Below are 20627 nucleotides of genomic sequence, written 5' to 3' on the forward strand. Positions count from 1 at the left end.
AGGCAGGCGACTATCCGCCCGGGATCGATAAAGTCAACCGGGTTATTTCCGTGGGAACCCATCGATTCCGCATATCGGTGACCATATGTAATCTATTTCGGTGGCGCCATTCCCCGATATTCTCGAATGGCAGGATATTGAAGAGGTCGATGGACGATTAATCTCCACAATGGTGCCCGAGTTTCCGATGGCGCCCGCCGCTGGTGCATGGAGTGAGTGGATGCTTATGTCTCATGCCTCTGGAAATTGAGGCCCGATGCCCAGCACGATACATGCCAGCCGCGACGTGGAGACGCCATGGTCCGGGGGCTGCGTAGTACTGCGCAGGGCCTTCTGCGTAATGCTGCGTAAGGGAAAAATGTGCTTTGGTTCAGGGGGAATCCGCTGCCAGAATTCTTTCGCGGATCCGGATTACCCGTGATATTGAAAACCCTGGTGGTCGATTATCGGGCGGAGCGCAAAAGCGGTATGGACCATGCAGGAGGCCGGCGAATGCCGATGCTGCGCTGCAATATCTCCATGCCATGCCTGTCTTGCGTTTTTGAAATGAGGAACGTCATGGAGTTTCGGTATCCCCTTTCCCGTGCAATGGGGCTGTGCCTCGCTGCGCTGGCGACCGGCCTGCTCACGGGGTGCGCCGCGCCGGCCAAGCGCGAAGTGCTCTCCACCACGCAGATCTATCCCGCGATCGGGCCTTATTCGCAGATGGTGGCGCATGGCAACACGATCTATTTCTCGGGCGTGCTGCCGCTCAATGCCGCAGGCAATGCGGTGCAGGGCACCACCATCGAGGAGCAGACCCGCGCCGTGCTGGACTTCATCGGCGCCAAGCTGCGGTCGCAGGGCCTGTCGCACGAGGACGTGCTGGCCACCACCGTCTACATGAAGGACCTCGGCGAGTTCGCCGCCATGAACAAGGTCTACGGTGAGTACTTCCGCAGCGCCGCGCCCGCGCGTGCCACGGTGGAAGTGGCGCGCCTGCCGCGCGACGTGAAGATCGAAATCGCAGCGGTCGTCGGCCGCCGCTGAAGGCCCGGTTGTTCCCAGGAGGATTCCCATGATCGAAACCCACCCGATGGCGGCCGCTGCCGCCGACGCTTCCCCGGTCCTCGAGCTGTCCGCCGCGGCGCCGCGCTGGAGCGCGAAACGGCGCGACTTCCTGCGCATGCTCGGCTACGGCGCGGGCGCCGCCACGCTCGGGCCGCTGGTGGCCGCATGCGGCAGCAGCGGCGCGCAGACGGCTGCCGAATCCCTGCGTGCGCAGCTCGTGCGCGACGAGGCGTTCTGGTCGGGCGTGCAGGACATGTTCGTGCTCAAGCCCGAGAAGACCTACATGAACATCGGCACCGGCGGCTCGATGCCCAAGCTGGTGCTCGACATCTTCGACACCGAGAACCGCAAGAAGGCGGCCGACTCCGGCAGCGGATACGGCAACCTGCTGGACCTGCGCAAGCAGGTGGCGCCGGGCTTCGGCGTGGATGCCGACGAACTGGCCTTCTCCGCCAACACCTCCTCGGGCATGTGCCATGCCATCCTCGGCATCGACTGGCAGCGCGGCGACGTGGTGGTGACCACCAACCACGAGCATGGCGGCGGCGACACGCCGCTCAAGATCGCGACGGACCGCTACGGCATCGAGGTGTCGCGCATCGCCATGCCCGTGGGCAACAACCAGACCGCCGCCACCTACGTGAACCTGTTCGACGAGCGCATCCGCGCGCTCAAGGCCCAGGGCAAACGCGTGCGCGCCATGATGTGGTCGTCTCCCCACGTACAAGACCGGCACCATGCTGCCGATCGCGGAGCTGATGGCCGTCGTGAAGGCGCACGAGCTCATCAGCATCGTGGACGGCGCGCACCTGCCGGGCATGATGGCGTACAACTACGCCGAGCTGGGCATGGACTTCATGTCGGGCGCAGGGCACAAGTGGCAGTGCGGTCCCGGCTCCACGGGCATCCTGATCGTGCGCAACAAGATGCGCGCCTCCAATCCGCTGCCCCTGCCCAAGTGGTACCCGATCCACACGAGTTCGTACGCGGCCAAGGACCGCACCACCAACGGCACCGAGACCTACGACATCGCCGCCACCATCACGAGCTGCGGCAGCCTGCACACCCCCATGTTCCAGGCGCTCGCGCAGGCCTGCGCGCAGTGGGACGGCATCGGCCGCAAGAAGATCGAGACCTACGACCTCACGCTCTCGTCCTACCTGAAGGAAAAGATCGCGGAGCGCTGGGGCGTCGATGCCCTGTATTCGCCCAAGGACGACCCGAAGCTGCTGTCCGCGCTCACCTCGTTCAATCCGTTCCCCAACAAGGACGATGTGATGAACGCGCAGAAGTCCAGCACCTTCGTGGCGCGCATGCTGAGCGACTACCCGCAGGGCTTCGTGATCCGCAGTGCCGACTTCCCCGTCATCGGCGCGGCGGGCAACCACTACGGTATCCGCGTGTCCACCCACCTGTGGCACGACGCGCGCGACATCGACCTGCTGGTCGATGCCATGTGGGATCTCTCGCGCAAGATCTGACGCGCCGAGGCGCTGCAACGAAAAAGAGCGCGGGAAGCGATTCCCGCGCTCTTCATGCTTTCAGCCGCAGCGGGCTTCAGAAACGGTGGCGGATGCCCACGCCGAAGCTGTTGCCCTTGGTCTGGGCGGTGATGCGGTCGTTCATCAGCATCGCGTACACGTCGGTCCGCTTGGAGAGGAAGTAGTCGTAGCCCACGGTGAAGGTCTTGCGGTCGATGTCGGTCTGCGTCATCTCGGTCTTCACCCATTCGACGATCACCTTGCCGGAGGGCCCCGTGGGAACGGAGGCGCCCAGCTGCACCGTCTTGGCCTTGTTGGGCGTGTTGTCGGCCTTGGCCTCGCCGTAGCTCAGGTAGGGCTTGACCACCTCGAAGTCGTAGGCACCCAGCAGCATCCAGTCCTTCTTCGTCGTTCCCAGGTACGCGCCCTGGCCGGGGTTGCCGATCTGGTCACGCTCATAGAAGCCGGTCACCGTGAGCGGCCCGCCGAAGTAGAAGAAATTCGCGCCCACGTTCTTGCGGCCGTTGCTGTTCGGCTGCTCGCCGAACTGGTACTGCAGGTTCGCGGAGAAGCCGCCGAACTTCGGCGTGCTGTAGACGATCTGGTTGCTCCAGCCCGTGTCGGCGGGGGTCGTGGCGGCCCAGCCGGTGCCATTGAACAGCGGCACGTTCATGTGCAGGATCAGCGGCGAGAACGTGAACGAGTCGCCCAGCGGATTGCCGACCACCGAGGGCAGGAAGTTCGGCGCCATCCAGCGGCCGATCAGCACCGAGCCGAAGTCGCCCGACAGGCTCACGTTGGCATCGCGTGAAAAGAACGTGTCGTTGGCGAAGCGGCCCGGCGTACCGGTGTCGGCCTGGAAGAACGACGTCAGCTGGAAATTGGCCTTGAGGCCGCCGCCCAGGTCCTCCGTGCCCTTGAACCCGAACCACGACGTGGTGAGCCCGCCGCTGTTGACCACCGAGCGGCGGCCCGCATCGCCGGCCATCTTCATGGAGCCGGCATAGAGGTCCGAGAGGCCGGTGAGCTGGACCGTGCTTTGCGCGTGGGCGCTGGCGGCCAAGAGCAACGCTGCGCCGAGCGCTATCCGATTTTTTTTCATGGGAATCCCGTCCACAACAACAAAGAAGAAAGGAAAAGGAAGATTGGCGAGGGGTACGCCGTGCATCCCGCGCAAAGCCACGGCCGTCCGTGCACGCCTTCCGCCGGGAACGGGACGGGCATGAGCAAGTAACGTGCCGAAACACTGCACCGCCTTGGGCTCCGTCCCGGGGGCGCAGGTCTCCGGGCGGCACCGGGCAGGGGCGAGCCCCGCATTTGACTTTGCTCAACACGTACGTAGCCGTGCCGCGCCACAGTGCAGGCCATGTTCCCCATGCCTTCCACCGATTCCTCCGCGCCGTGCGAAGTGGTTGCCGCCGGCCAGCTGCTGCGCCAGCGCCGCCAGCAGCCCGCTTCGGTGCTGTACCTCGACAGCGGCCGCGTGGTGTTCGGCGTGCGCGAGGACGGGCAGCTCCGGCACCAGCTCGGTGTGGTGGAAGGGCCGTTCTGGCTCGACGCCGCATCGGCGCTGCTGGGCCAGCCCTGCCCGGTCGACATGGTGGCGGACTCGCGCGTGCAACTGCGCCGCATGCCGCTCATGGCCTTCCGCGACGAGGTGGCCCTGCTGCCGGCCTCGGCGCAGCGGCTCGTGCGCGACATGGCCTCCGGCTATCTGCAGCAGACCGAACTGGCCGTGAGCCGGCTTGCCCAGGATGCCGAGGCCCGCTGCGCGCAATGGCTGCTGCGCCATGCCGAGCAGGACGGTACCGGTGCGCTGCGGGTGATGCTGAGCCAGCGCAAGCGCCTGATCGCCGCGCAACTGGGCATTGCCCCGGAAACACTCTCGCGCGTGCTGCGCCACCTGCGCGAGCACGGGCTCATCGCGGGCACGGGCAATGTGCTCACCCTGCCGCAGCCTGCGGAGTTGCGCCTGGTGGCGGGTGGCTGACCATGGCCGGGGCAGGCCGGGTGCCTGGTTGATGCCCTGAGCGGGCGCCGCGCCATCGGGGTTCTCCCGGGGCGGTCCCTGCGGGTTCTACCCAACGCCACCCCCGGGGGGGCTGCGTATATTCGTTTGCAAGGCCCGGCATCGCCGGGAGCGAATCCTTCCGCCAACGAACACCCGCCGCCCCCGCATGCACCGCACCCCCCCGCCGCACCGGCCCGCCGCCGGCCGTCCGCGCGCTACGCCTGGAGCGTGCCGCCGGGGCTCCGGTCCGGGTGCGGTCGCCGATCCTGCCGGCCTGGCCGCGGCGCCGCGGGAGGGCGGGGCTTGAGTGCGCCGTCGGCCCCTCGGGCCGCCATCGGGCGGGGGCGCCTGAGGGCCTTCGCCACCGTGCACGACGGGCACGACGGCGGCTGGCTGCTGCCCGGCTCGCTGGTGCTGCGCACCATCGCTGCCGCCGTCCTGGCGGTGCTGCTGGCCGGCGGCGCTTCGGCGTGGCTGGTGGCGCGCGCGGCACAGCAGGATGCGCTGCAGCGCCTCATGGACCGGCAGACCGACGAGGTCGAGGCCATCGCGCGGCTGCTCTCCAGCAAGATCGAGCAGAACCAGCGCGTGCTGGCCACCGTGGCCGAAAGCATTCCGGTGTCGATGATCGACGCGCCCGATGCGTTGGACTCGCTGCTGCGGCAGGGCCTGCCCGCCGCCCGCATCTTCGACGCGCTGCAGATCGCGCGGCGGGACGGCAGCCTCAGCCTGCAGTGGCAGAACGGCCGCCCGCACGACGGCGCGGAACTGGACCCGGCCGAGCGCGACCAGCTGCGGCGCACGCTGCTGGAGGGCAAGCCGCTCGTGTCGGGCGTGATCGGCGCCGGACCCGCCGACGGTCGCGTGATGTTCACCCTGCCGCTGCGCGGCGCGGAAGAGGGCGGCGTGCAAGGGGCCCTGGCGGGCACGCTGCGGCTGCAATCGCAGGGCCTCCTGCCGCCCTCGATGGCGCTGCCGGCGCGGGCCGATTCCCGGCTGGTGGTCTTTGCGCGCGACGGCACCATCCTGGCGCACCCGGACCCGGCGCGCGTGCTCGGGCCGGTGCGCAGCGAAGCCGGCCTGGCGCAGGTCTACGACCGTGCCCTGCAGGGCGGGCAGGCGGCCGTGGTGGGGCGGGGATTCTCCGAAGTGGTGGCCGGGCAGGTGGTGAGCGTGGCGGGCCTGCCCCTGCCGCAATGGCTCGTGGCCCGGGTGAGCGATTCGCGGGCCGATCTCGATGCGCTGGCCGGTGCGCGTCAGCGCGGTGCGGTGCGTGCCGCTGCCGCGACGGCGGGCATCGCACTGCTGGCGGCACTGGCCATCGCCGTGCTGGCGCAGCCCCTGGCGCGGCTGCGTCGCCGGGCCGAGCGGGCCGGCGGGCAGGGGCTGCCGGACGACGATGCGCCCTGGCCGGGCGGCACCGGCGAAGTGGACGCGATCGCCAGGGCCTGCCGCACGCTGGGCGACCGGCACACCGCGCTGCAGTCGCGGGCCGATGTGCTGCAGGACCAGTTCCAGGCCGTGCTCGACCACGCGCCGGCCGGCATCGTCATCACGCGCGCCGGCCTGCTGGAGGTGGTGGGGCTGGAAGCCTGCCGCATGCTCGGCTACGAGCCCCATGAATTGCAGGGCCAGCCCGCACGGTTGCTCTACATGAGCGATGCCGCGTATGCCGATCTCGGCCGGCGCGTGCGGGCCGAGTTCGCCGCCCACGGGGCCTTCGACGGAGACGTGTGCTTCGTGCGCAAGGACGGCGGCGCCGTGTGGGCGCGCGTGCTGGGCCGTGCGGTGCGCGGCGGCGGCGCGCCCGAGCCGGGTGGCACCGTCTGGATGCTGGAAGACCTCACCGCGGCGCGCGAAGCCCGCAAGCAGGAAGACTGGTCGGCCGGGCACGATCCGCTCACGCAACTGGCCAACCGCGAGGCCTTCCAGCAGCGGCTGCATGCGCTGCTGTCCGATCGCGCACCCCGGCCCTTCGCTGCGCCGCCCGGGCGACATGGCGAGGCCGTCCCGCCGCCGCAGGCTCCGGCCGCCGCCCTGGGCGCCATGGGTGTTGCCGCGGTCCATGCCACCGCTTCCGCGGAGGGGGCGAGCCCGCCGCCGTCCCCGGAGGAAGGGGCGGGCGTGATGCTGTTCCTCGACCTCGACCACTTCACGGTGGTGAACGCCATCGCCGGGCACGACGCGGGCGACGACGTGCTGCGCCATGTCGGCCGGCTCATCGAGAACCAGGTGCGGCACGTGGGCTGGGCCGCGCGGCTCGGCGGCGACGAATTCGCCGTGGTGCTGCCCGGCTGCCCGCTCGCCCGCGGGCTGGCGATCGCCACCCAGCTCTGCGCGGCCGTGCATGCCTGGGAGCCGGCCTACAACGGACGCGCCTACACCCTCGGCGTGAGCATCGGCCTCGTGCCGCTGGGCGGGGGCATCTACGACGTCTCGGGTGTGCTGCACGCGGCCGACATGGCCTGCTACGAAGCCAAGCGCGCAGGGCGCAACCGCGTGGAAGTGCGGTGGCTGTACCCGGAAGGCCCGGCCGCTTTACCGGTGGGCGGCACGGACACGGCCTGATTCCCAGCGGCCGGGCAATGGCGGATCCGAAGGGACGGGAACGCGCACGCATGCCTGCCGATCCGCCCGTTGTCGAGTGCTGCGTGGAAACATTCTGTTCTTTGGAACGGATGCGGTGGCGGGCCCCCGCGAAGCGGCCACTGTGGGCATAGTGCGTGCCGCGCCTGCCTCATCGGCCGGGTGCGATTGGGGCCCGCCGACATGGCGGGCTGTGCCGGCACGCAAAGGAATAAAAGAACAATGTCGCTTGCTTACTGGTTCCGGGAGGGACCTGCGGAGCCCATCGAGAATGGGCGGATTCAATACGGACCGGGGAAGGGGTTGCCCAAGCTGGTGTTCGAGGGGCTGAACAACGCGCAGAAGCTTGTGCAGAAGATCGCTACCGTCGATCCGGTGCGCAAGAAGATCATCCTGATCCAGCCGGGGGAGAAAACCCTGTATGTCTCGGGTTTGCGGGAACGGGGCGTTCCCGGGTATCTGTATCTGTTCGCCCATGCGTCCGCCATCAGCCTTCAGGGGGTGAGAAATATTGGAACGATCACAGATGTCATTCATCGAAGCGGTCTCTGGCAAAGGCAACCGATCCTGATCGATGCCTGTAATGCCGGGGCTTCACCCGATGGCGTTGCCAGTGCCCTGGCCGGCGCCTTGCGCACCCACGTCACGGCGCCCACCACGCTCACCTGGAACCATCCCCTGGGTGGCTCTGCCATTGGACAGGGCAGCTTCGAGAAGCTGCCGGGCGTGCTGGGCCGGCTGCCCATCCCCGATTTCCTGCGCCCGGGGCAATGGCGCACCTGGGGGCCGGATGGCCAACCCATCGCCACCACGCGCACCTCGCCGCGCGATGGGGGCGAGCTCGTCAAGGGCCCGCTGGCCCAGGAACTGCGGAGGAAGCCATGATGCTGCGATGGTGGAAACGCATCGGCTGCGGATTTCAACGGCTTCTGATCTCTTCTCTTGCGATCGCCGCCTACACCGCATGGTGGTGGATCGACAGCGCACGCACCTGCGATACGCAGGACGAATACAACCTTCGCGGCATTTGCCTCATGCGGGTCCAGGAACGTGCCGAGCAGGGCGACAACGCCGCGCAGTGGGCCTATGGGCACTATCTTGAAGCCGAAAGCAAGCAGGCAGAGGCCCAGTTCTGGCAGCGCAAGGCGATGCATGGCGTGCGCACTGGACTCGGCCTGCGCGACAGCATGGAAGCCTACTGCGACCGTGTTCCGGGTTTCGAGGCGCGGACCGTCGAATCCATCATGCTGCGCGTTGCGGAGAACAGCCCCGATGCGCATCTGCGCCTGCTGCAGCTCTACACCTACCCCGGCTGTGGCGCCTTCGACCTCGATAAAGCCAGCGCGCAGATTCCCCGGTTGACCCAGTGCGCGTACCTTGCCATTGCCCGCTATCTGCGCACCGCCGAGGAAAAGCGGTATCGCGTACCGCCTCGGATCCGGGCTGCGATCGAGTCCAACATGGAGCGCTGCGCTCAGGAGTTGGCGAACCCACCTCCCCAGGGCACGACAGTCCGCGAAATCATGCCGGTACGGCAAGAGGATCTGGACGATCTGGCGCGCAGACTCGCTGCACTCAAGCCCTGAGACACCCCTTGCCGACGGCCCTGGCGACAACAGGGCATGCCGCCGGGTCCCTGCGCATGGCGGCAGCGGCCTTCACCCGTCCTGCACGCCCCCGAGCGCCCGCAGCACGTTCTCCGCCGTGGCCGGCGCCACCAGCTGCACCGGACCCGCGTCGCCCCGCGCTGCCGCCACGGCCTCGCGCAGGGCTTCGTACACGCTGATGGCCAGCATGAAGGGCGGTTCGCCCACGGCCTTGCTGCCGCCCACGTTGTCCTCGCGGTTGGCCTCGTGCCAGAAGGCCACGCGGAAATGCGCGGGGATGTCGCCCGTGGCCGGGATCTTGTACGTGCTGGGCGCATGGGTGGCCAGGCGGCCTTCGGCGTCCCACACGAGCTGCTCGGTGGTCAGCCAGCCCATGCCCTGCACGAAGCCGCCCTCGACCTGGCCCAGGTCGATCGCCGGATTGATGCTGCGGCCCACGTCGTGGAGGATGTCCACGGCCAGCACCCGGCTCTCGCCCGTGAGGGTATCGATCGCCACCTCGGTGCAGGCTGCGCCATAGGCGAAGTAGTAGAACGGGCGCCCCGTGAGCGTGGCCTTGTCGTAGTGGATCTTGGGCGTGCGGTAGAAGCCGTCGCTCCAGAGCTGGATGCGGTTGGCGTAGGCGGCCTTGACCACGTCGCTCCAGGCGTGCGATGCCTTCGGGGTCTGGATGCGCCCGCTCTCGAAGCGCACGGCGCCCGCGCCGCAGCCGTCCATGCCGGCGACGAAGGCCGCCAGGTTGTCGCGCACGTGCCGGGCCGCGTACTGGGCGGCGCGGCCATTGAGGTCGGTGCCGCTCGACGCCGCCGTGGCGCTGGCGTTGGGCACCTTGCCCGTGTCGCTCGCGGTCACGAGCACGCGCGCCAGCGGCACGCCCAGCTCGTCGGCCACGATCTGCGCCACCTTGGTGTGCAGGCCCTGGCCCATCTCGGTGCCCCCGTGGTTCACCTGCACGCTGCCGTCGGTGTACACGTGCACCAGCGCGCCGGCCTGGTTGAACAGCGTGGCGGTGAAGCTGATGCCGAACTTGACCGGCGTGAGCGCCAGCCCGCGCTTGAGCGTGCGGTGCTGCGCATTCCAAGCGGAAACTGCCTCATGCCGCCGTCGATATTGAGAAGTTTGCTCTAGTTTCGGTAGCAAATCGTGCAGGACGTTGTCTTCCACCGCCATCTGGTAGTGGGTGACGTTGCGCTCCTGCAGGCCGTAGAGGTTCGCCAGCCGCACGTCCAGCGCGTCGCGGCACAGCGCGCGCGCGATGTCGCCCAGGATGGTCTCGATCGCGATCACGCCCTGCGGGCCGCCGAAGCCGCGGAACGCCGTGTGGCTCTGCGTGTTCGTCTTGCAGCGGTACGAGGCAATCTCCACGTCTTCGAGGAAATACGCGTTGTCGCAGTGGAATACCGCGCGGTCGGCCACCGGCCCCGAGAGATCGGCCGAGAAGCCGCAGTTCACCGCCATGCGCAGCCGCAGCCCCTGGATGCGGCCCGTGCCGTCGAAGCCCACATCCCAGTCGTAGGCGAAGGGGTGGCGCTTGCCCGTCACCATGAAGTCGTCGTCGCGGTCCAGCCGCAGCTTCACGGGCCGGCCGGTCTTGTGCGCGGCCACGGCCGCCCACACGGCCAGGTGCCCGGCCTGCGTCTCCTTGCCGCCGAAGCCCCCGCCCATGCGCCGGCAGGCGACGGTGACGGCGTGGCTGTCGATGCCCAGCGCGTGCGCCACCCAGTGCTGCACCTCGCCAGGGTGCTGGGTGCTCGAATGGATGTGCCACTGGCCCTGTTCCTGCGGCAGCGCGTAGGCGATCTGGCCTTCGAGGTAGAAATGCTCCTGCCCGCCCACTTCCAGGGTGCCGTGCAGCCGGTGGGGCGCGGCCGCCAGGGCGGCGTGCGCGTCGCCGCGGCGCACGACCACCGGGGGGAGCACGTAGCTCTCCTGCGCGAGCGCCTCGTGCACCGACAGCACCGGCGGCAACGCCTCGATGTCCAGCCGCACCTGCCGCGCCGCGCGGCGGGCCTGCATCACCGTGTCGGCCAGCACCAGCCCGACCACCTGGCCCGCGAACTGCACCGTGTCCTGCGCGAACACGGGTTCGTCGTGCGCGAAGGCCGCCAGCACCGGATCGCCCGGCACGTCCCGCGCGAGCACCACGCCGCGCACGCCCGGCAGGGCCAGCGCACCGCCGGCCTCCACGCCGCGCAGGCGGCCGTGCGCCACGGGCGAGAGGATCGGCGCGGCATGCAGCGTGCCCTTCACCTCGGGCAGATCGTCGATGTAATGCGCTCCGCCCATGACCTGGGCACGGGCGCTCTCGTGGAAGGACGAGGCGCCCACGGCGCGGCGCGCGCTGCGGGGCTCGGCATCCAGCCCCGGGGGCGGCGCCTCCCCGGCCATGGGGCCGGCGGCCCCTGCGGCGTCCGCGCGCGCGGCCACCGGGTCGTCGCCCGCATCGCGGCTCAGCAAAGCGTCGGCGCCCGGTGCCGCGGTGGAGGGGCCGTCGCGCCGGTTCATACCCGCTCCTCCACCCAGGTCACCGGGCCGAGGCCATCCAGCGAGAAGGGCGGGGCGCCGGCCTCCGCGGCCTCGGGACTCTCCAGCCAGCAGCGCTGCAGCAGCGATGCCAGCACCGCGCGGCGGTAGGCGCCGCTCGCGCGCATGTCCGAGATGGGCGAGAACTCCGCCTGCAGCGCCGCGCCCGCCGCCAGCGCGGCGGCCTCGGTCCAGGGCCGGCCGGCGAGCGCGGCTTCGGCCGCCCGCGCGCGCGACGGCACGGCCGCCACCCCGCCCGCGCCGATGCGCGCCGCCTGCACGGTGCCGCCCTGCAGCGTCAGGTGCACGGCAAGGCACACGGCCGAGATGTCGTCGTCGAACCGCTTGGACACCTTCCACGCGGCCAGCCGGTCGTGCGGGCCGGGCAGCGGCACCTCGATGCGTGCCACGATCTCGTCGGGCGCCAGCAGGTTGCGCCGGTAGCCGGTGTAGAAATCCTCCAGCGCGACCGTCCGCTCGCCGCGCAGGCTGGCCAGCGCGATCCGCGCGCCCAGCGCGATCAGCACGGGCATCGAGTCGCCGATCGGCGAGCCGTTGGCGATGTTGCCGCCCAGCGTGCCCGCGTTGCGCACCGGCAGGCCCGCGAAGCGCTCGGCGAAGCGCTGCAGCACCGGCCAGTGGCCGGCCAGCGCCGCGAACGCATCGGTGAGCGTGGCCGCCGCGCCGATGGCGAGCAGGCCGGGCCGGGACTCGATGCGGCACAGCTCCTGCGCGCGGGTGACGTCCAGCATCCGGCCGAACTGGCGGTGCTGCTTGGTGATCCACAGGCCCACGTCGGTCGCGCCGGCCACCACCTGGGCGTCGGGGTGCGCCGCGCGGGCCGCCAGCACGCCGGCCAGGGTGGTCGGCGCCAGGTAGGCATCCTCGCTGGCCGGGTTATGGGTCAAATCTGCTCCATGCCGCCGGATCTGTTCATTTGTTTGCTCTAATTTTTGTAGCAAAACGGTGTCGTCCAGCCGGTGGACGGGCCACTCGCCCATGCGCTGCGCGGCCTCCAGGATGGGGCGGTAGCCCGTACAGCGGCAGAGATTGCCCGACAGCTCCACCGCCGCGCGCTCCCGCGTGATGGCGCGGCCCTGGCAGACATGGTTCTGGTACATGGCGAACAGGCTCATGACGAAGCCCGGCGTGCAGAAGCCGCATTGCGAGCCGTGGCACTGCACCAGCGCCTCCTGCGCGGGGTGCAGCGGCCGCGCGGCGGGCGGCGTGGGCGTATCGGCCGCCGCGTCCGGCGCGGCAGCGCGCTGGATGAGCGGGTCCTGCGCCAGGTCCTCGGCCGTCCAGAGCGCCATGCCGTCGATCGAATGCGCGAGGCGGATGCAGCTGTTCACGGCCTGCAGCCGCACCCGGCCCTCCACCGCCGAGCCCAGCACCACCGTGCACGCCCCGCAGTCGCCTTCGCCGCACCCTTCCTTCGTTCCGCAATCGCCCAGATCCTCGCGCAGCAGCTCCAGCAGCGTGCGGTCGGGCGGCACGCCGCCCAGCTCCACGGGCTGGCCACGGCGGATGAATCGGAGCGGACGGGACGGGGGCATGCGCGGGGCTTTCTGAAGAGGGCGGCCCCGGCTCCGCTGGGCGGAAGCCGGGCCGGGCGGCGTGGACCTGGACGCAAAGCGTATACCGTCCGGGCACGGGCCGCCATTGCAAATTCGGTGCCAGTGGACCGCCTGCCCGCGTTCCAGCGCTTGCCCGCTAGCGTTCGCAGTCCTCGCACACGTAGAAATACGCGTCGCCCTCCCTGCCGTTCACCAGGGGTGCGAGGTACGCGACGCCGCTGTCCGCGGCGAACGCCATGCGCATGCGGTGGCCATCGGAGAAGGTCACTTCGACCGGGGCGCTCGTACATTCCCCGAAGGCGCCGTAATGGTTCATCACCGCGATCTGCGAAACGGGAAAAGCCTTGCGCAGGTAGGTGCGCACATGCCGCGGAGTGATGGCGCGGGAGCGCGGCGGGGGCGAAGCGCAAGGCTGGTTGTCGGCATCGAAGAACCGCGCACTGCGGATCTTCACGCTGCGCACGGAGCCCAGGGGGTGGGGATAGGGCCGGACCTCGTTGCGGCGCCTGTCTTCCTGATCCTGGGCGTCGGGCGCTGGCTGCGAGGCCGCGGAGCTGGCTCGGGATGGAGCGGAAGCGGTCGCGGAATACACAGGCCGAAGGGCGCAGGCCGCCAGCAGAACGAGGCATGCGGCACGCAGCCCCCTGGACTGAAGGGGGCGGATCCCGGTGTTCATTGCCATACGGCCGTTCCCGCTTCGGTCGGGTTCTTGCGGCTGACGGTGGGGTGCTTGAACACTTCTCCGGCAGGAATGGACAGCGACATGGCGAGTTCGCCGATCAGCCACTGAAGCGAGGCGTTCTGTGCATTCGTGACCGGTTCGTAGACGGCGTGCTGATTGAAATAGCGTTCCTTGTCGATGGGCGTCGCGTTCACGGGCGGCGTTTTCCCCGGCGGAAGCGCAGGGCGGCCCACGAGTTCGATACCTAAGCTGTCCACATTCGAAGGGTATCGAACGGGGACGGACTTTTGCATTTCAATCTTGTGCATTCTTTGGGGAGCGGCTGTTTCCGGATTGCTTTTGGACAATGCGAACTCTGCAGGCTTGCAGCGAAGTTCGGCCAGGCACCTGGCCAGTAGCGGCCCTACGTGATGCGTCCTCTTTCTGACGGATGCCGTTTGATAAACAGTGCCGTCCTTGTCGATCAGGAAATGGGCACCATTGGCATTGGCCAATCCGTAGCTGTTGAATGTGCTCGCTGCCGTGCCGGATCCTGTTTGGTGGACGATGATTCCGCGAACCTGCTCGAGCGGTTGTCTTTCTATCTGGCTGAAGCGGCGCGGCACGATTCCTGCGTTCACGATCATGCCTTGATCGTTGATGGTGAGCATTTTTGGGTCCTCCGTTTTCTTTTGATGGGTGTTCTTTGGCTCCCGAGGCAGCTCAAGAGCACGGTGAACAATGTAGAGGGCTGTGTCTGCCTGCCTGTGACAAGGCGTGAGAGACAGCTTTCGGGCACCCGCCGATTCCGCTTTCAGCTTTTCAAACCAAGAGACAATCGCCCGATGAATCCTCCTGTCCCCCCGCAAGCTCCCGCCGGTGTTCCGCCGCGCCTGCAGCTCGCGGGCATCACCAAGCGCTACCCCGCCGTGGTGGCCAACAGCGGCGTGTCGCTTACCGTGCAGCCCGGCGAGGTGCATGCGGTGCTCGGCGAGAACGGTGCCGGCAAGTCCACGTTGATGAAGATCATTTACGGGTCGGTAAAACCGGACGAGGGATCGGTGTGGTTCGATGGCCGGCCCGTGGACATCCGCAATCCGCAGGAGGCGCGGCAGCTCGGCATTGCGATGGTGTTCCAGCATTTCAGCCTGTTCGATTCGCTCACGGTGGCCGAGAACGTCTGGCTCGGGTTGGACAAGGGCCTGCCGCTGGCCGAGGTCACGCTCCGCATCGAGGGGACGGCGGCGCAGTACGGGCTGGGCGTCGATCCGCTGCGGCCCGTGCACACGCTGTCGGTGGGGGAGATGCAGCGCGTGGAGATCATCCGGGCGCTGCTCACGTCGCCGCGGCTGCTCATCCTCGACGAGCCCACGTCGGTGCTCACGCCGCAGGCGGTCGAGAAGCTTTTCGTGGTGCTGCGCCAGCTCAGCGCCGAGGGCTGCAGCATCCTCTACATCAGCCACAAGCTGCACGAGATCCGTGCGCTGTGCACGGCCTGCACCGTGCTGCGCGGCGGTCAGGTGACCGGCGTGTGCAACCCGGCCGAGGAATCGAACGCCTCGCTCTCGCGGCTCATGATCGGCGCGGAGCCGCCGGCGCTGCAGCACCGCCCCGCCCGCACGGGCGATGCCGTGCTGCAGGTGGAGGCATTGAACCTGCCGCGCGCCCATCCGTTCGGTGTGGACCTGGTCGACGTGGCATTCGACGTGCGCGCGGGCGAGGTGGTGGGCGTGGCCGGCGTTTCCGGCAACGGCCAGAAGGAACTGCTCTACGCGCTCTCGGGCGAGGACACGCGGGCCGCGCCCGCGATGGTGCGCGTGGCCGGGCGTCCGGCCGGGCGCCTGGGGCCGCGCGGGCGCCGTGCGCTGGGCCTGCATTTCGTGCCCGAGGAGCGCCTGGGCCGCGGGGCGGTGCCCACGATGGGCCTGGCGCACAACCTGCTGCTCACGCGCTCGGACTGCGTGGGCGCCGGCGGGTGGGTGCGCACCGGTGCACTCGCCGCCCAGGCGCGGCGCATCATCGACCGCTTCCAGGTGAAGGCGGGCGGCCCGCATTCGCCGGCGCGCTCGCTGTCGGGCGGCAACCTGCAGAAATTCATCGTCGGCCGGGAGATCGATGCCCGTCCGCGGCTGCTCATCGTCTCCCAGCCCACCTGGGGCGTGGACGTGGGGGCTGCCGCGCAGATCCGCGGCGAGATCCTCGCGCTGCGCGATGCCGGCTGCGCCGTGCTGGTGCTGAGCGAGGAACTGGACGAATTGTTCGAGATCTCCGACCGCCTGCACGTGATCGCCAAGGGCCACCTCTCGCCATCCATCGACCGGGCGGACGCCACGGTGGAGCGCATCGGCGAATGGATGAGCGGCCTCTGGCATGCCGAAGTGCAGGCCCACCTGGGCGGCCGCGATACCGCGGAGGGCTCGCATGCTCAAGCTTGAACCGCGCCCGCAGGCCTCGCGCCTGTGGACCTATGGCTCGCCGCTGCTCGCGCTGGCCATCACCGTATTGATCGGCATGGTGCTGTTCGGCGCCATGGGAAAGGACCCCGTGCGCGGCCTGCAGGTTTTCTTCTGGGAGCCGGTCAAGTCGCAATATGCGCTGGGCGAACTGATGGTGAAGGCCACGCCGCTGCTGCTGATCGCATTGGGGCTGGCCGTGTGCTTCCGGTCCAATGTGTGGAACATCGGCGCGGAGGGGCAGTTCGTCATCGGCGCCGTGGCGGCCGGCGGCACCGCGCTGCTGGCCGGGCCGGGCACCGGCCCCTGGATCGTGCCGGCCATCCTCGTGGCCGGCGTGCTGGGCGGCATGTTCTGGGCCGGCATCACGGCGCTGCTGCGCGACCGGTTCAACGCCAACGAGATCCTCGTGAGCCTGATGCTGGTGTACGTGGCCACGCTGGTGCTGGGCTACCTCGTCTACGGCCCCTGGAAGGACCCGATGGGCTACAACTTCCCGCAGACCAAGACCTTCGAACGCGTGACGCAGATCCCGCGCCTCCTGCAGGGGTCGCGCATGACCATCGGCCTGCCCATCGCGCTCGCGGCGGCGGCGGCGCTCTGGGTGTTCCTGTTCCGCACGCGGGCGGGCTTCGCGCAGCAAGTGGGCGGTCTCGCACCGGCCGCGGCGCGCTATGCGGGCTTCTCATCGCGGCGCGCGCTCTGGACGGCGCTGCTGGTCTCCGGCGGGGCCGCGGGCCTCGCCGGCGCGCTGGAGGTGGCCGGCCCGCTGGGCCAGCTCACGCCCTACGTGCCGGCCGGCTACGGCTTCGCGGCGATCATCGTGGCCTTCGTGGGCCGGCTGCACCCGGTGGGCATGGTGTTCTCCGCCGTGCTCATGAGCATGTTCTACATCGGCGGCGAACTGGCGCAGTCGCGCCTCGGGCTGCCCAAGTCGCTCACGGGCGTGTTCCAGGGGCTGCTGCTGTTCACGCTGCTGGCCTGCGATACGCTCATCGCCTACCGTGTCCGCTGGACGGGCACGGCGGCGCGCGGGGGGGCCGCGTGATGGAAGCCTACGCACTGCTCCTGGGCTCCACGCTGAGCGCCGGCACCGTGCTGGCGCTGGCCGCGCTGGGGCTGCTGATCAACGAGAAGGCGGGCGTGGTGAATCTGGGGGCCGAGGGCATGATGCTCTGCGCGGCCATCGCGGGCTTCGCCACCGTGGTCCACACCGGCAGCACGTGGCTCGGCTTCGCGGCCGGCATGGGGGCGGGCGCGCTGCTCGCCGCCGTGTTCGGGGTGCTGGTGATCTGGCTGGGCACCAACCAATACGCCACGGGCCTGGCGCTGAGCCTCTTCGGCGTGGGGTTTTCGGCCTTCGCCGGCATCCGGTACGTGCAGGCCAAGCTGCCCGCGCTGCCGCAGTACGCGGTGCCGGTGCTGTCCGACCTGCCGCTCGTGGGGCCCGCGCTCTTCCGCCAGCACCCGCTCGTGTACGGGGCGATCGCTCTGACGGCGGGGCTGGCGTGGTTCCTGTACCGCTCGCGTGCCGGCCTGGTGCTGCGCTCGGTAGGCGAGTCGCCCGAGTCGGCGCACGCGCTGGGCACCCCGGTGCGGCGCATCCGCCTGGCGGCCGTGGTGGCGGGCGGAGCGCTCTGCGGGCTGTCGGGCGCCTACATCTCCACGGTCTACACGCCGCTCTGGGTCGAGGGCATGGTGGCCGGGCGCGGCTGGATCGCGCTGGCCCTCACCACCTTCGCCACCTGGCGCCCGGCACGGGTGTTGCTTGGTGCCTACCTGTTCGGCGGCGTGACGATGCTGCAGTTCCACCTGCAGGCCACGGGCGTGCAGGTGGCCAGCCAGTTGCTCAGCATGCTGCCCTACGTGGCGACGATCGTGGTGCTGGCGCTCATCTCGCGCAACCCTGCGTGGATCCGCGCGAACATGCCGGCCTCGCTGGGCAAGCCGTTCCATCCCGGCGCGTGAGCCGGGCTGAGCCGCCGCGTGCCATCATTTCCGTTTCCGGGTTCCAGAACCCTTCTCAACCTTTTCCCTGAAGGACTTTCGACATGACCGATCTGCACAAGCGTTCGCTGCTCAAGGTGGCCGCGCTCTCCGCCCTGGCGGCCGCCGCGATGGCGGGCTGCGGCAAGAAGGACGAGCCGGCGCCTGCGGCACCGGCTGCGCCCGCCGCCCAGGCGCCGGCGCCCAAGGCCGAGCCGCTCAAGATCGCGTTCGCGTATGTCGGCCCGGTGGGCGACGGCGGCTGGTCGTTCGCGCACGACAACGGCCGCAAGGCCATCGAGAAGGAGTTTGGCGACAAGGTGCAGACCAGCTTCGTCGAGAGCGTGCCCGAGTCGGCCGATGCCGAGCGCGTGCTGCGCGACATGGCGGGCCAGGGCAACAAGCTCATCTTCGGCACCACCTTCGGCTACATGGAAACCATCCAGAAGCTGGCGCCCGAATTCAAGGACGTGAAGTTCGAGCATGCCACGGGCTACAAGACCGCCGAGAACGTCCGCACCTACGACAGCCGCACCTATGAGGGCGCCTACATGGCCGGCGTGATCGCGGGCGCCATGACCAAGACCGACACGCTCGGCGTGGTGGGTTCGGTGCCGATTCCCGAGGTGATCCGCAACATCAACAGCTTCACGCTGGGTGCGCAGTCGGTCAACCCGAAGGTCAAGACCAAGGTGGTGTGGGTGAACGAGTGGTTCAGCCCGCCGAAGGAAACCGAAGCCGCCACGTCCCTCATCAACGGCGGCGCCGACGTGCTGTTCCAGAACACCGATTCGCCGGCCGTGCTGAAAACCGCGCAGGAGAAGGGCAAGCGCGCCTTCGGCTGGGATTCCGACATGACCGCCTATGGACCCAAGGCCCACCTGGCTTCGGCCGTCATCAACTGGGGCCCGTACTACATCCAGTCCACGCGCGAAGTGCTCGAAGGCAAGTGGACCACGGGCCAGCACTGGTGGGGCGTGAAGGAAGGCGCGATCGATCTCGTCTCGATCGCCGAAGACGTGCCCGCCGAGACCCGGGCGAAGGTGGAGCAGGTCAAGGCCGGCCTGAAGGATGGTTCGTTCTCGATCTGGAAGGGCCCCATCGTGGGCCAGGACGGCAAGGAGCTGCTGGCCAAGGACGTGGTGGCCGACGATAAATTCCTCTCGGGCATCAGCTTCTACGTCAAGGGCGTGGAAGGCACCGTGCCGGGCGGCGACAAGAAGTAACCGGCAGGCGCTGCTGCCCGCTGCGGCAGCGGAACGGTCAGGCAAGGGCCGCCCCGGGGCGGCCCTTGTTTTTTGGGGCGCGCTGCCGCAGGGACGGGGCCAGGGGGTTTTCAGGGGCACGGACCCGACTGCACAATGGAACCGGGCCCGCCCCTGGGGCTCCATGAGTCACACGCCCGCGGTCCGGCGCTGCCAAGCCCGCCGCGGACTCCAACAAGGAAACGATCCCCGCTGCCCCCGCATGCCCATGACCGACCATCCACTCGACGCCCCTTCGCTCGCGCTGATCGATGCGTGCTCCGAGGCCTCGCTTGCACTGCTCGAAAGCAATCTCACACCCCACGGCATCCTTGCCGCAAGCCGCACCGCGGCGGCCGTGGCACGGCGCTACACGCGCATCTTCGGACGCGACGCGGCCATCTGCGTGATGGCGATGTGCGGCAGCGGCGTGCCGGCCCTCGAAGCGGGTGCGGTGGCCAGCCTGGACGCACTCGCGGCGCAGCAGGCGCCCAATGGGCAGATCCCGAAATACGTGGACCCCGAGGGGCAGGATGCGGATTTCTGGTACCTGGGCTGCATCGACGCCACGCTGTGGTGGCTGATCGCGGTGGACCATGTGCGCCGGCACGGCGAGGTGGGCGGATCGCACTGGTCGGACAGCGTCGATCGGGCGATCGGCTGGCTGCTGGCGCAGGAGCACCAGCACTTCCGGCTACTGCAGCAGAACGAGGCCAGCGACTGGGCGGACATCATGCCGCGGTCGGGCTACGTGCTCTACACGAACGCGCTGTGGTTCGAGGTGAAGCGCCGCTTCGCGCTGTGCCATGCGGAAGAGACGCACCACCATTTCAACCATCTCTTCAATCCTTTCCAGCGCGATCTTCCCCACTACCACCGCGCGCGGCTCCTGCAGCATTACGCGCGCCGCGGCCGGCGCGATCCCGGCCTCTATCTGAGCTTCGTGAACCTGGCGGTGGTGGGCGACGAGGGCGACGTGTTCGGCAACCTGCTCGCCATCCAGGGCGGCCTGGCCGACGAGGCCATGGCGCACAGCATCACGAACGCCATCGAGGCCACCCACGCGGGCGATGCCCACCCCGTGCGCGTGGTGCTGCACCCGCTCTCGCAGCAGCACAGTCTCTGGCGTGCCTACATGGGCCGGCACCGGCAGAACCTGATGCACCAGTACCACAACGGCGGCATCTGGCCCTTCGTGGGCGGTTTCTGGGTGATGGCGCTCGCGAAGCTGGGGCTGCACTCGGCAGGCTGGACCGAACTGGAAAAGCTGGCGCGCGCGAATGCGCGCGACGACTGGCGCTTCACCGAGTGGTTCCACGGCCGCACGCTGGCCCCGATGGGCATGGCCGGCCAGAGCTGGAATGCGGCGACCTTCCTGCTGGCGCGGCGTGCGCTGCAGGGCGAATGCGCTGCCTGGTGACGGCGCGGCAGGCCGGGGCCGTCGCGCC

Annotated in this window: 15 protein-coding genes and 1 pseudogene; 11 read left to right on the plus strand and 5 right to left on the minus strand. The window is 69.2% G+C overall.

What is annotated here, in order from left to right; all coding sequences use genetic code 11:
• Positions 1 to 588 precede the first annotated feature (588 nt).
• Positions 589 to 1029 carry a Rid family detoxifying hydrolase gene (locus BM144_RS00955; protein ID WP_245783474.1) on the plus strand — a complete coding sequence of 147 codons (441 nt, stop codon included), beginning with the start codon at positions 589 to 591 and terminating at the stop codon, positions 1027 to 1029.
• A 28-nt stretch (positions 1030 to 1057) separates the two neighbouring features.
• Positions 1058 to 2531 (plus strand): annotated as a pseudogene (locus BM144_RS00960) (aminotransferase class V-fold PLP-dependent enzyme).
• Between the two features lie 76 nt (positions 2532 to 2607).
• On the opposite strand, the gene BM144_RS00965 reads toward BM144_RS00960, so the two are convergent.
• Positions 2608 to 3633, minus strand: coding sequence for a porin (locus BM144_RS00965; RefSeq protein WP_092948910.1), 1026 nt, complete (start codon positions 3631 to 3633; stop codon positions 2608 to 2610).
• 264 nt (positions 3634 to 3897) lie between these two features.
• Here BM144_RS00965 and BM144_RS00970 point away from each other — a divergent pair, with 264 nt between their 5' ends.
• The 4 genes from BM144_RS00970 (at position 3898) to BM144_RS00985 (ending at position 8714) form a co-directional block, all read left to right on the plus strand.
• A complete protein-coding gene (locus BM144_RS00970) occupies positions 3898 to 4521 on the plus strand; it encodes a Crp/Fnr family transcriptional regulator (RefSeq protein WP_092949510.1) in 624 nt (207 codons plus the stop codon).
• Between the two features lie 324 nt (positions 4522 to 4845).
• Entirely contained in the window at positions 4846 to 7110 is a 2265-nt protein-coding gene (locus tag BM144_RS00975) for a sensor domain-containing diguanylate cyclase (RefSeq protein ID WP_092948912.1), read from the plus strand.
• 240 nt (positions 7111 to 7350) lie between these two features.
• Positions 7351 to 8013 (plus strand): DUF8616 domain-containing protein, encoded by a 663-nt coding sequence (locus BM144_RS00980; protein WP_092948914.1) that lies wholly within the window; start codon positions 7351 to 7353, stop codon positions 8011 to 8013.
• A complete protein-coding gene (locus BM144_RS00985; RefSeq protein WP_092948916.1) occupies positions 8010 to 8714 on the plus strand; it encodes a hypothetical protein in 705 nt (234 codons plus the stop codon). Before BM144_RS00980 ends, BM144_RS00985 begins: the two co-directional genes overlap by 4 nt.
• A 72-nt stretch (positions 8715 to 8786) precedes the next feature.
• Here the strand turns inward: BM144_RS00985 and xdhB are convergent, their stop codons facing one another.
• The 4 genes from xdhB to BM144_RS01005 all read right to left on the minus strand — a co-directional run bounded on the left by xdhB (position 8787) and on the right by BM144_RS01005 (position 14167).
• Positions 8787 to 11240: a xanthine dehydrogenase molybdopterin binding subunit gene (gene xdhB, locus BM144_RS00990; protein ID WP_092948918.1), complete on the minus strand. Its 2454-nt coding sequence runs from the start codon at positions 11238 to 11240 to the stop codon at positions 8787 to 8789.
• On the minus strand, positions 11237 to 12814 hold the full coding sequence (xdhA, locus tag BM144_RS00995) for a xanthine dehydrogenase small subunit (RefSeq protein WP_092948920.1): 1578 nt from the start codon (positions 12812 to 12814) through the stop codon (positions 11237 to 11239). Before xdhA ends, xdhB begins: the two co-directional genes overlap by 4 nt.
• 157 nt (positions 12815 to 12971) lie before the next feature.
• Complete coding sequence (locus BM144_RS01000) at positions 12972 to 13427, minus strand: hypothetical protein (protein ID WP_245783475.1); 456 nt, start codon at positions 13425 to 13427, stop codon at positions 12972 to 12974.
• A gap of 80 nt (positions 13428 to 13507) precedes the next feature.
• Positions 13508 to 14167, minus strand: a complete 660-nt coding sequence (locus tag BM144_RS01005) for a peptidoglycan recognition protein family protein (protein ID WP_092948922.1) — start codon at positions 14165 to 14167, stop codon at positions 13508 to 13510.
• 174 nt (positions 14168 to 14341) lie between these two features.
• Between BM144_RS01005 and BM144_RS01010 the strand changes: the two genes are divergently transcribed.
• From BM144_RS01010 to BM144_RS01030, 5 genes are all read left to right on the plus strand, one after another.
• Positions 14342 to 15931, plus strand: a complete 1590-nt coding sequence (locus BM144_RS01010) for an ABC transporter ATP-binding protein (RefSeq protein WP_092948924.1) — start codon at positions 14342 to 14344, stop codon at positions 15929 to 15931.
• Complete coding sequence (locus BM144_RS01015; protein ID WP_092948926.1) at positions 15918 to 16997, plus strand: ABC transporter permease; 1080 nt, start codon at positions 15918 to 15920, stop codon at positions 16995 to 16997. The genes BM144_RS01010 and BM144_RS01015 overlap by 14 nt, the downstream gene beginning before the upstream one ends.
• Positions 16997 to 17917, plus strand: coding sequence for an ABC transporter permease (locus BM144_RS01020; RefSeq protein WP_092948928.1), 921 nt, complete (start codon positions 16997 to 16999; stop codon positions 17915 to 17917). The genes BM144_RS01015 and BM144_RS01020 overlap by 1 nt, the downstream gene beginning before the upstream one ends.
• Before the next feature lie 83 nt (positions 17918 to 18000).
• The gene (locus BM144_RS01025) at positions 18001 to 19161 is read left to right on the plus strand and encodes a BMP family ABC transporter substrate-binding protein (protein ID WP_092948930.1); all 1161 of its coding nucleotides are present in this window, start codon (positions 18001 to 18003) and stop codon (positions 19159 to 19161) included.
• Between the two features lie 247 nt (positions 19162 to 19408).
• Positions 19409 to 20599: an amylo-alpha-1,6-glucosidase gene (locus tag BM144_RS01030; RefSeq protein WP_092948932.1), complete on the plus strand. Its 1191-nt coding sequence runs from the start codon at positions 19409 to 19411 to the stop codon at positions 20597 to 20599.
• The last annotated feature ends 28 nt before the right edge of the window (positions 20600 to 20627 follow it).

This window comes from Paracidovorax konjaci (assembly GCF_900112675.1).
Taxonomy (GTDB): domain Bacteria; phylum Pseudomonadota; class Gammaproteobacteria; order Burkholderiales; family Burkholderiaceae_C; genus Paracidovorax; species Paracidovorax konjaci.

What these genes read in the sequence shown, in the direction of transcription:
- BM144_RS01005 (WP_092948922.1), bottom strand. Translation starts at nt 14,167, where the DNA reads ATGCTCACCATCAACGATCAAGGCATGATCGTGAACGCAGGAATCGTG.
- BM144_RS01010 (WP_092948924.1), top strand. Translation starts at nt 14,342, where the DNA reads ATGAATCCTCCTGTCCCCCCGCAAGCTCCCGCCGGTGTTCCGCCGCGC.
- BM144_RS00965 (WP_092948910.1), bottom strand. Translation starts at nt 3,633, where the DNA reads ATGAAAAAAAATCGGATAGCGCTCGGCGCAGCGTTGCTCTTGGCCGCC.
- xdhA (WP_092948920.1), bottom strand. Translation starts at nt 12,814, where the DNA reads ATGCCCCCGTCCCGTCCGCTCCGATTCATCCGCCGTGGCCAGCCCGTG.
- BM144_RS00980 (WP_092948914.1), top strand. Translation starts at nt 7,351, where the DNA reads ATGTCGCTTGCTTACTGGTTCCGGGAGGGACCTGCGGAGCCCATCGAG.
- BM144_RS01025 (WP_092948930.1), top strand. Translation starts at nt 18,001, where the DNA reads ATGACCGATCTGCACAAGCGTTCGCTGCTCAAGGTGGCCGCGCTCTCC.
- BM144_RS00985 (WP_092948916.1), top strand. Translation starts at nt 8,010, where the DNA reads ATGATGCTGCGATGGTGGAAACGCATCGGCTGCGGATTTCAACGGCTT.
- xdhB (WP_092948918.1), bottom strand. Translation starts at nt 11,240, where the DNA reads ATGAACCGGCGCGACGGCCCCTCCACCGCGGCACCGGGCGCCGACGCT.
- BM144_RS01020 (WP_092948928.1), top strand. Translation starts at nt 16,997, where the DNA reads ATGGAAGCCTACGCACTGCTCCTGGGCTCCACGCTGAGCGCCGGCACC.
- BM144_RS01030 (WP_092948932.1), top strand. Translation starts at nt 19,409, where the DNA reads ATGACCGACCATCCACTCGACGCCCCTTCGCTCGCGCTGATCGATGCG.
- BM144_RS00955 (WP_245783474.1), top strand. Translation starts at nt 589, where the DNA reads ATGGGGCTGTGCCTCGCTGCGCTGGCGACCGGCCTGCTCACGGGGTGC.
- BM144_RS01015 (WP_092948926.1), top strand. Translation starts at nt 15,918, where the DNA reads ATGCTCAAGCTTGAACCGCGCCCGCAGGCCTCGCGCCTGTGGACCTAT.
- BM144_RS00970 (WP_092949510.1), top strand. Translation starts at nt 3,898, where the DNA reads ATGTTCCCCATGCCTTCCACCGATTCCTCCGCGCCGTGCGAAGTGGTT.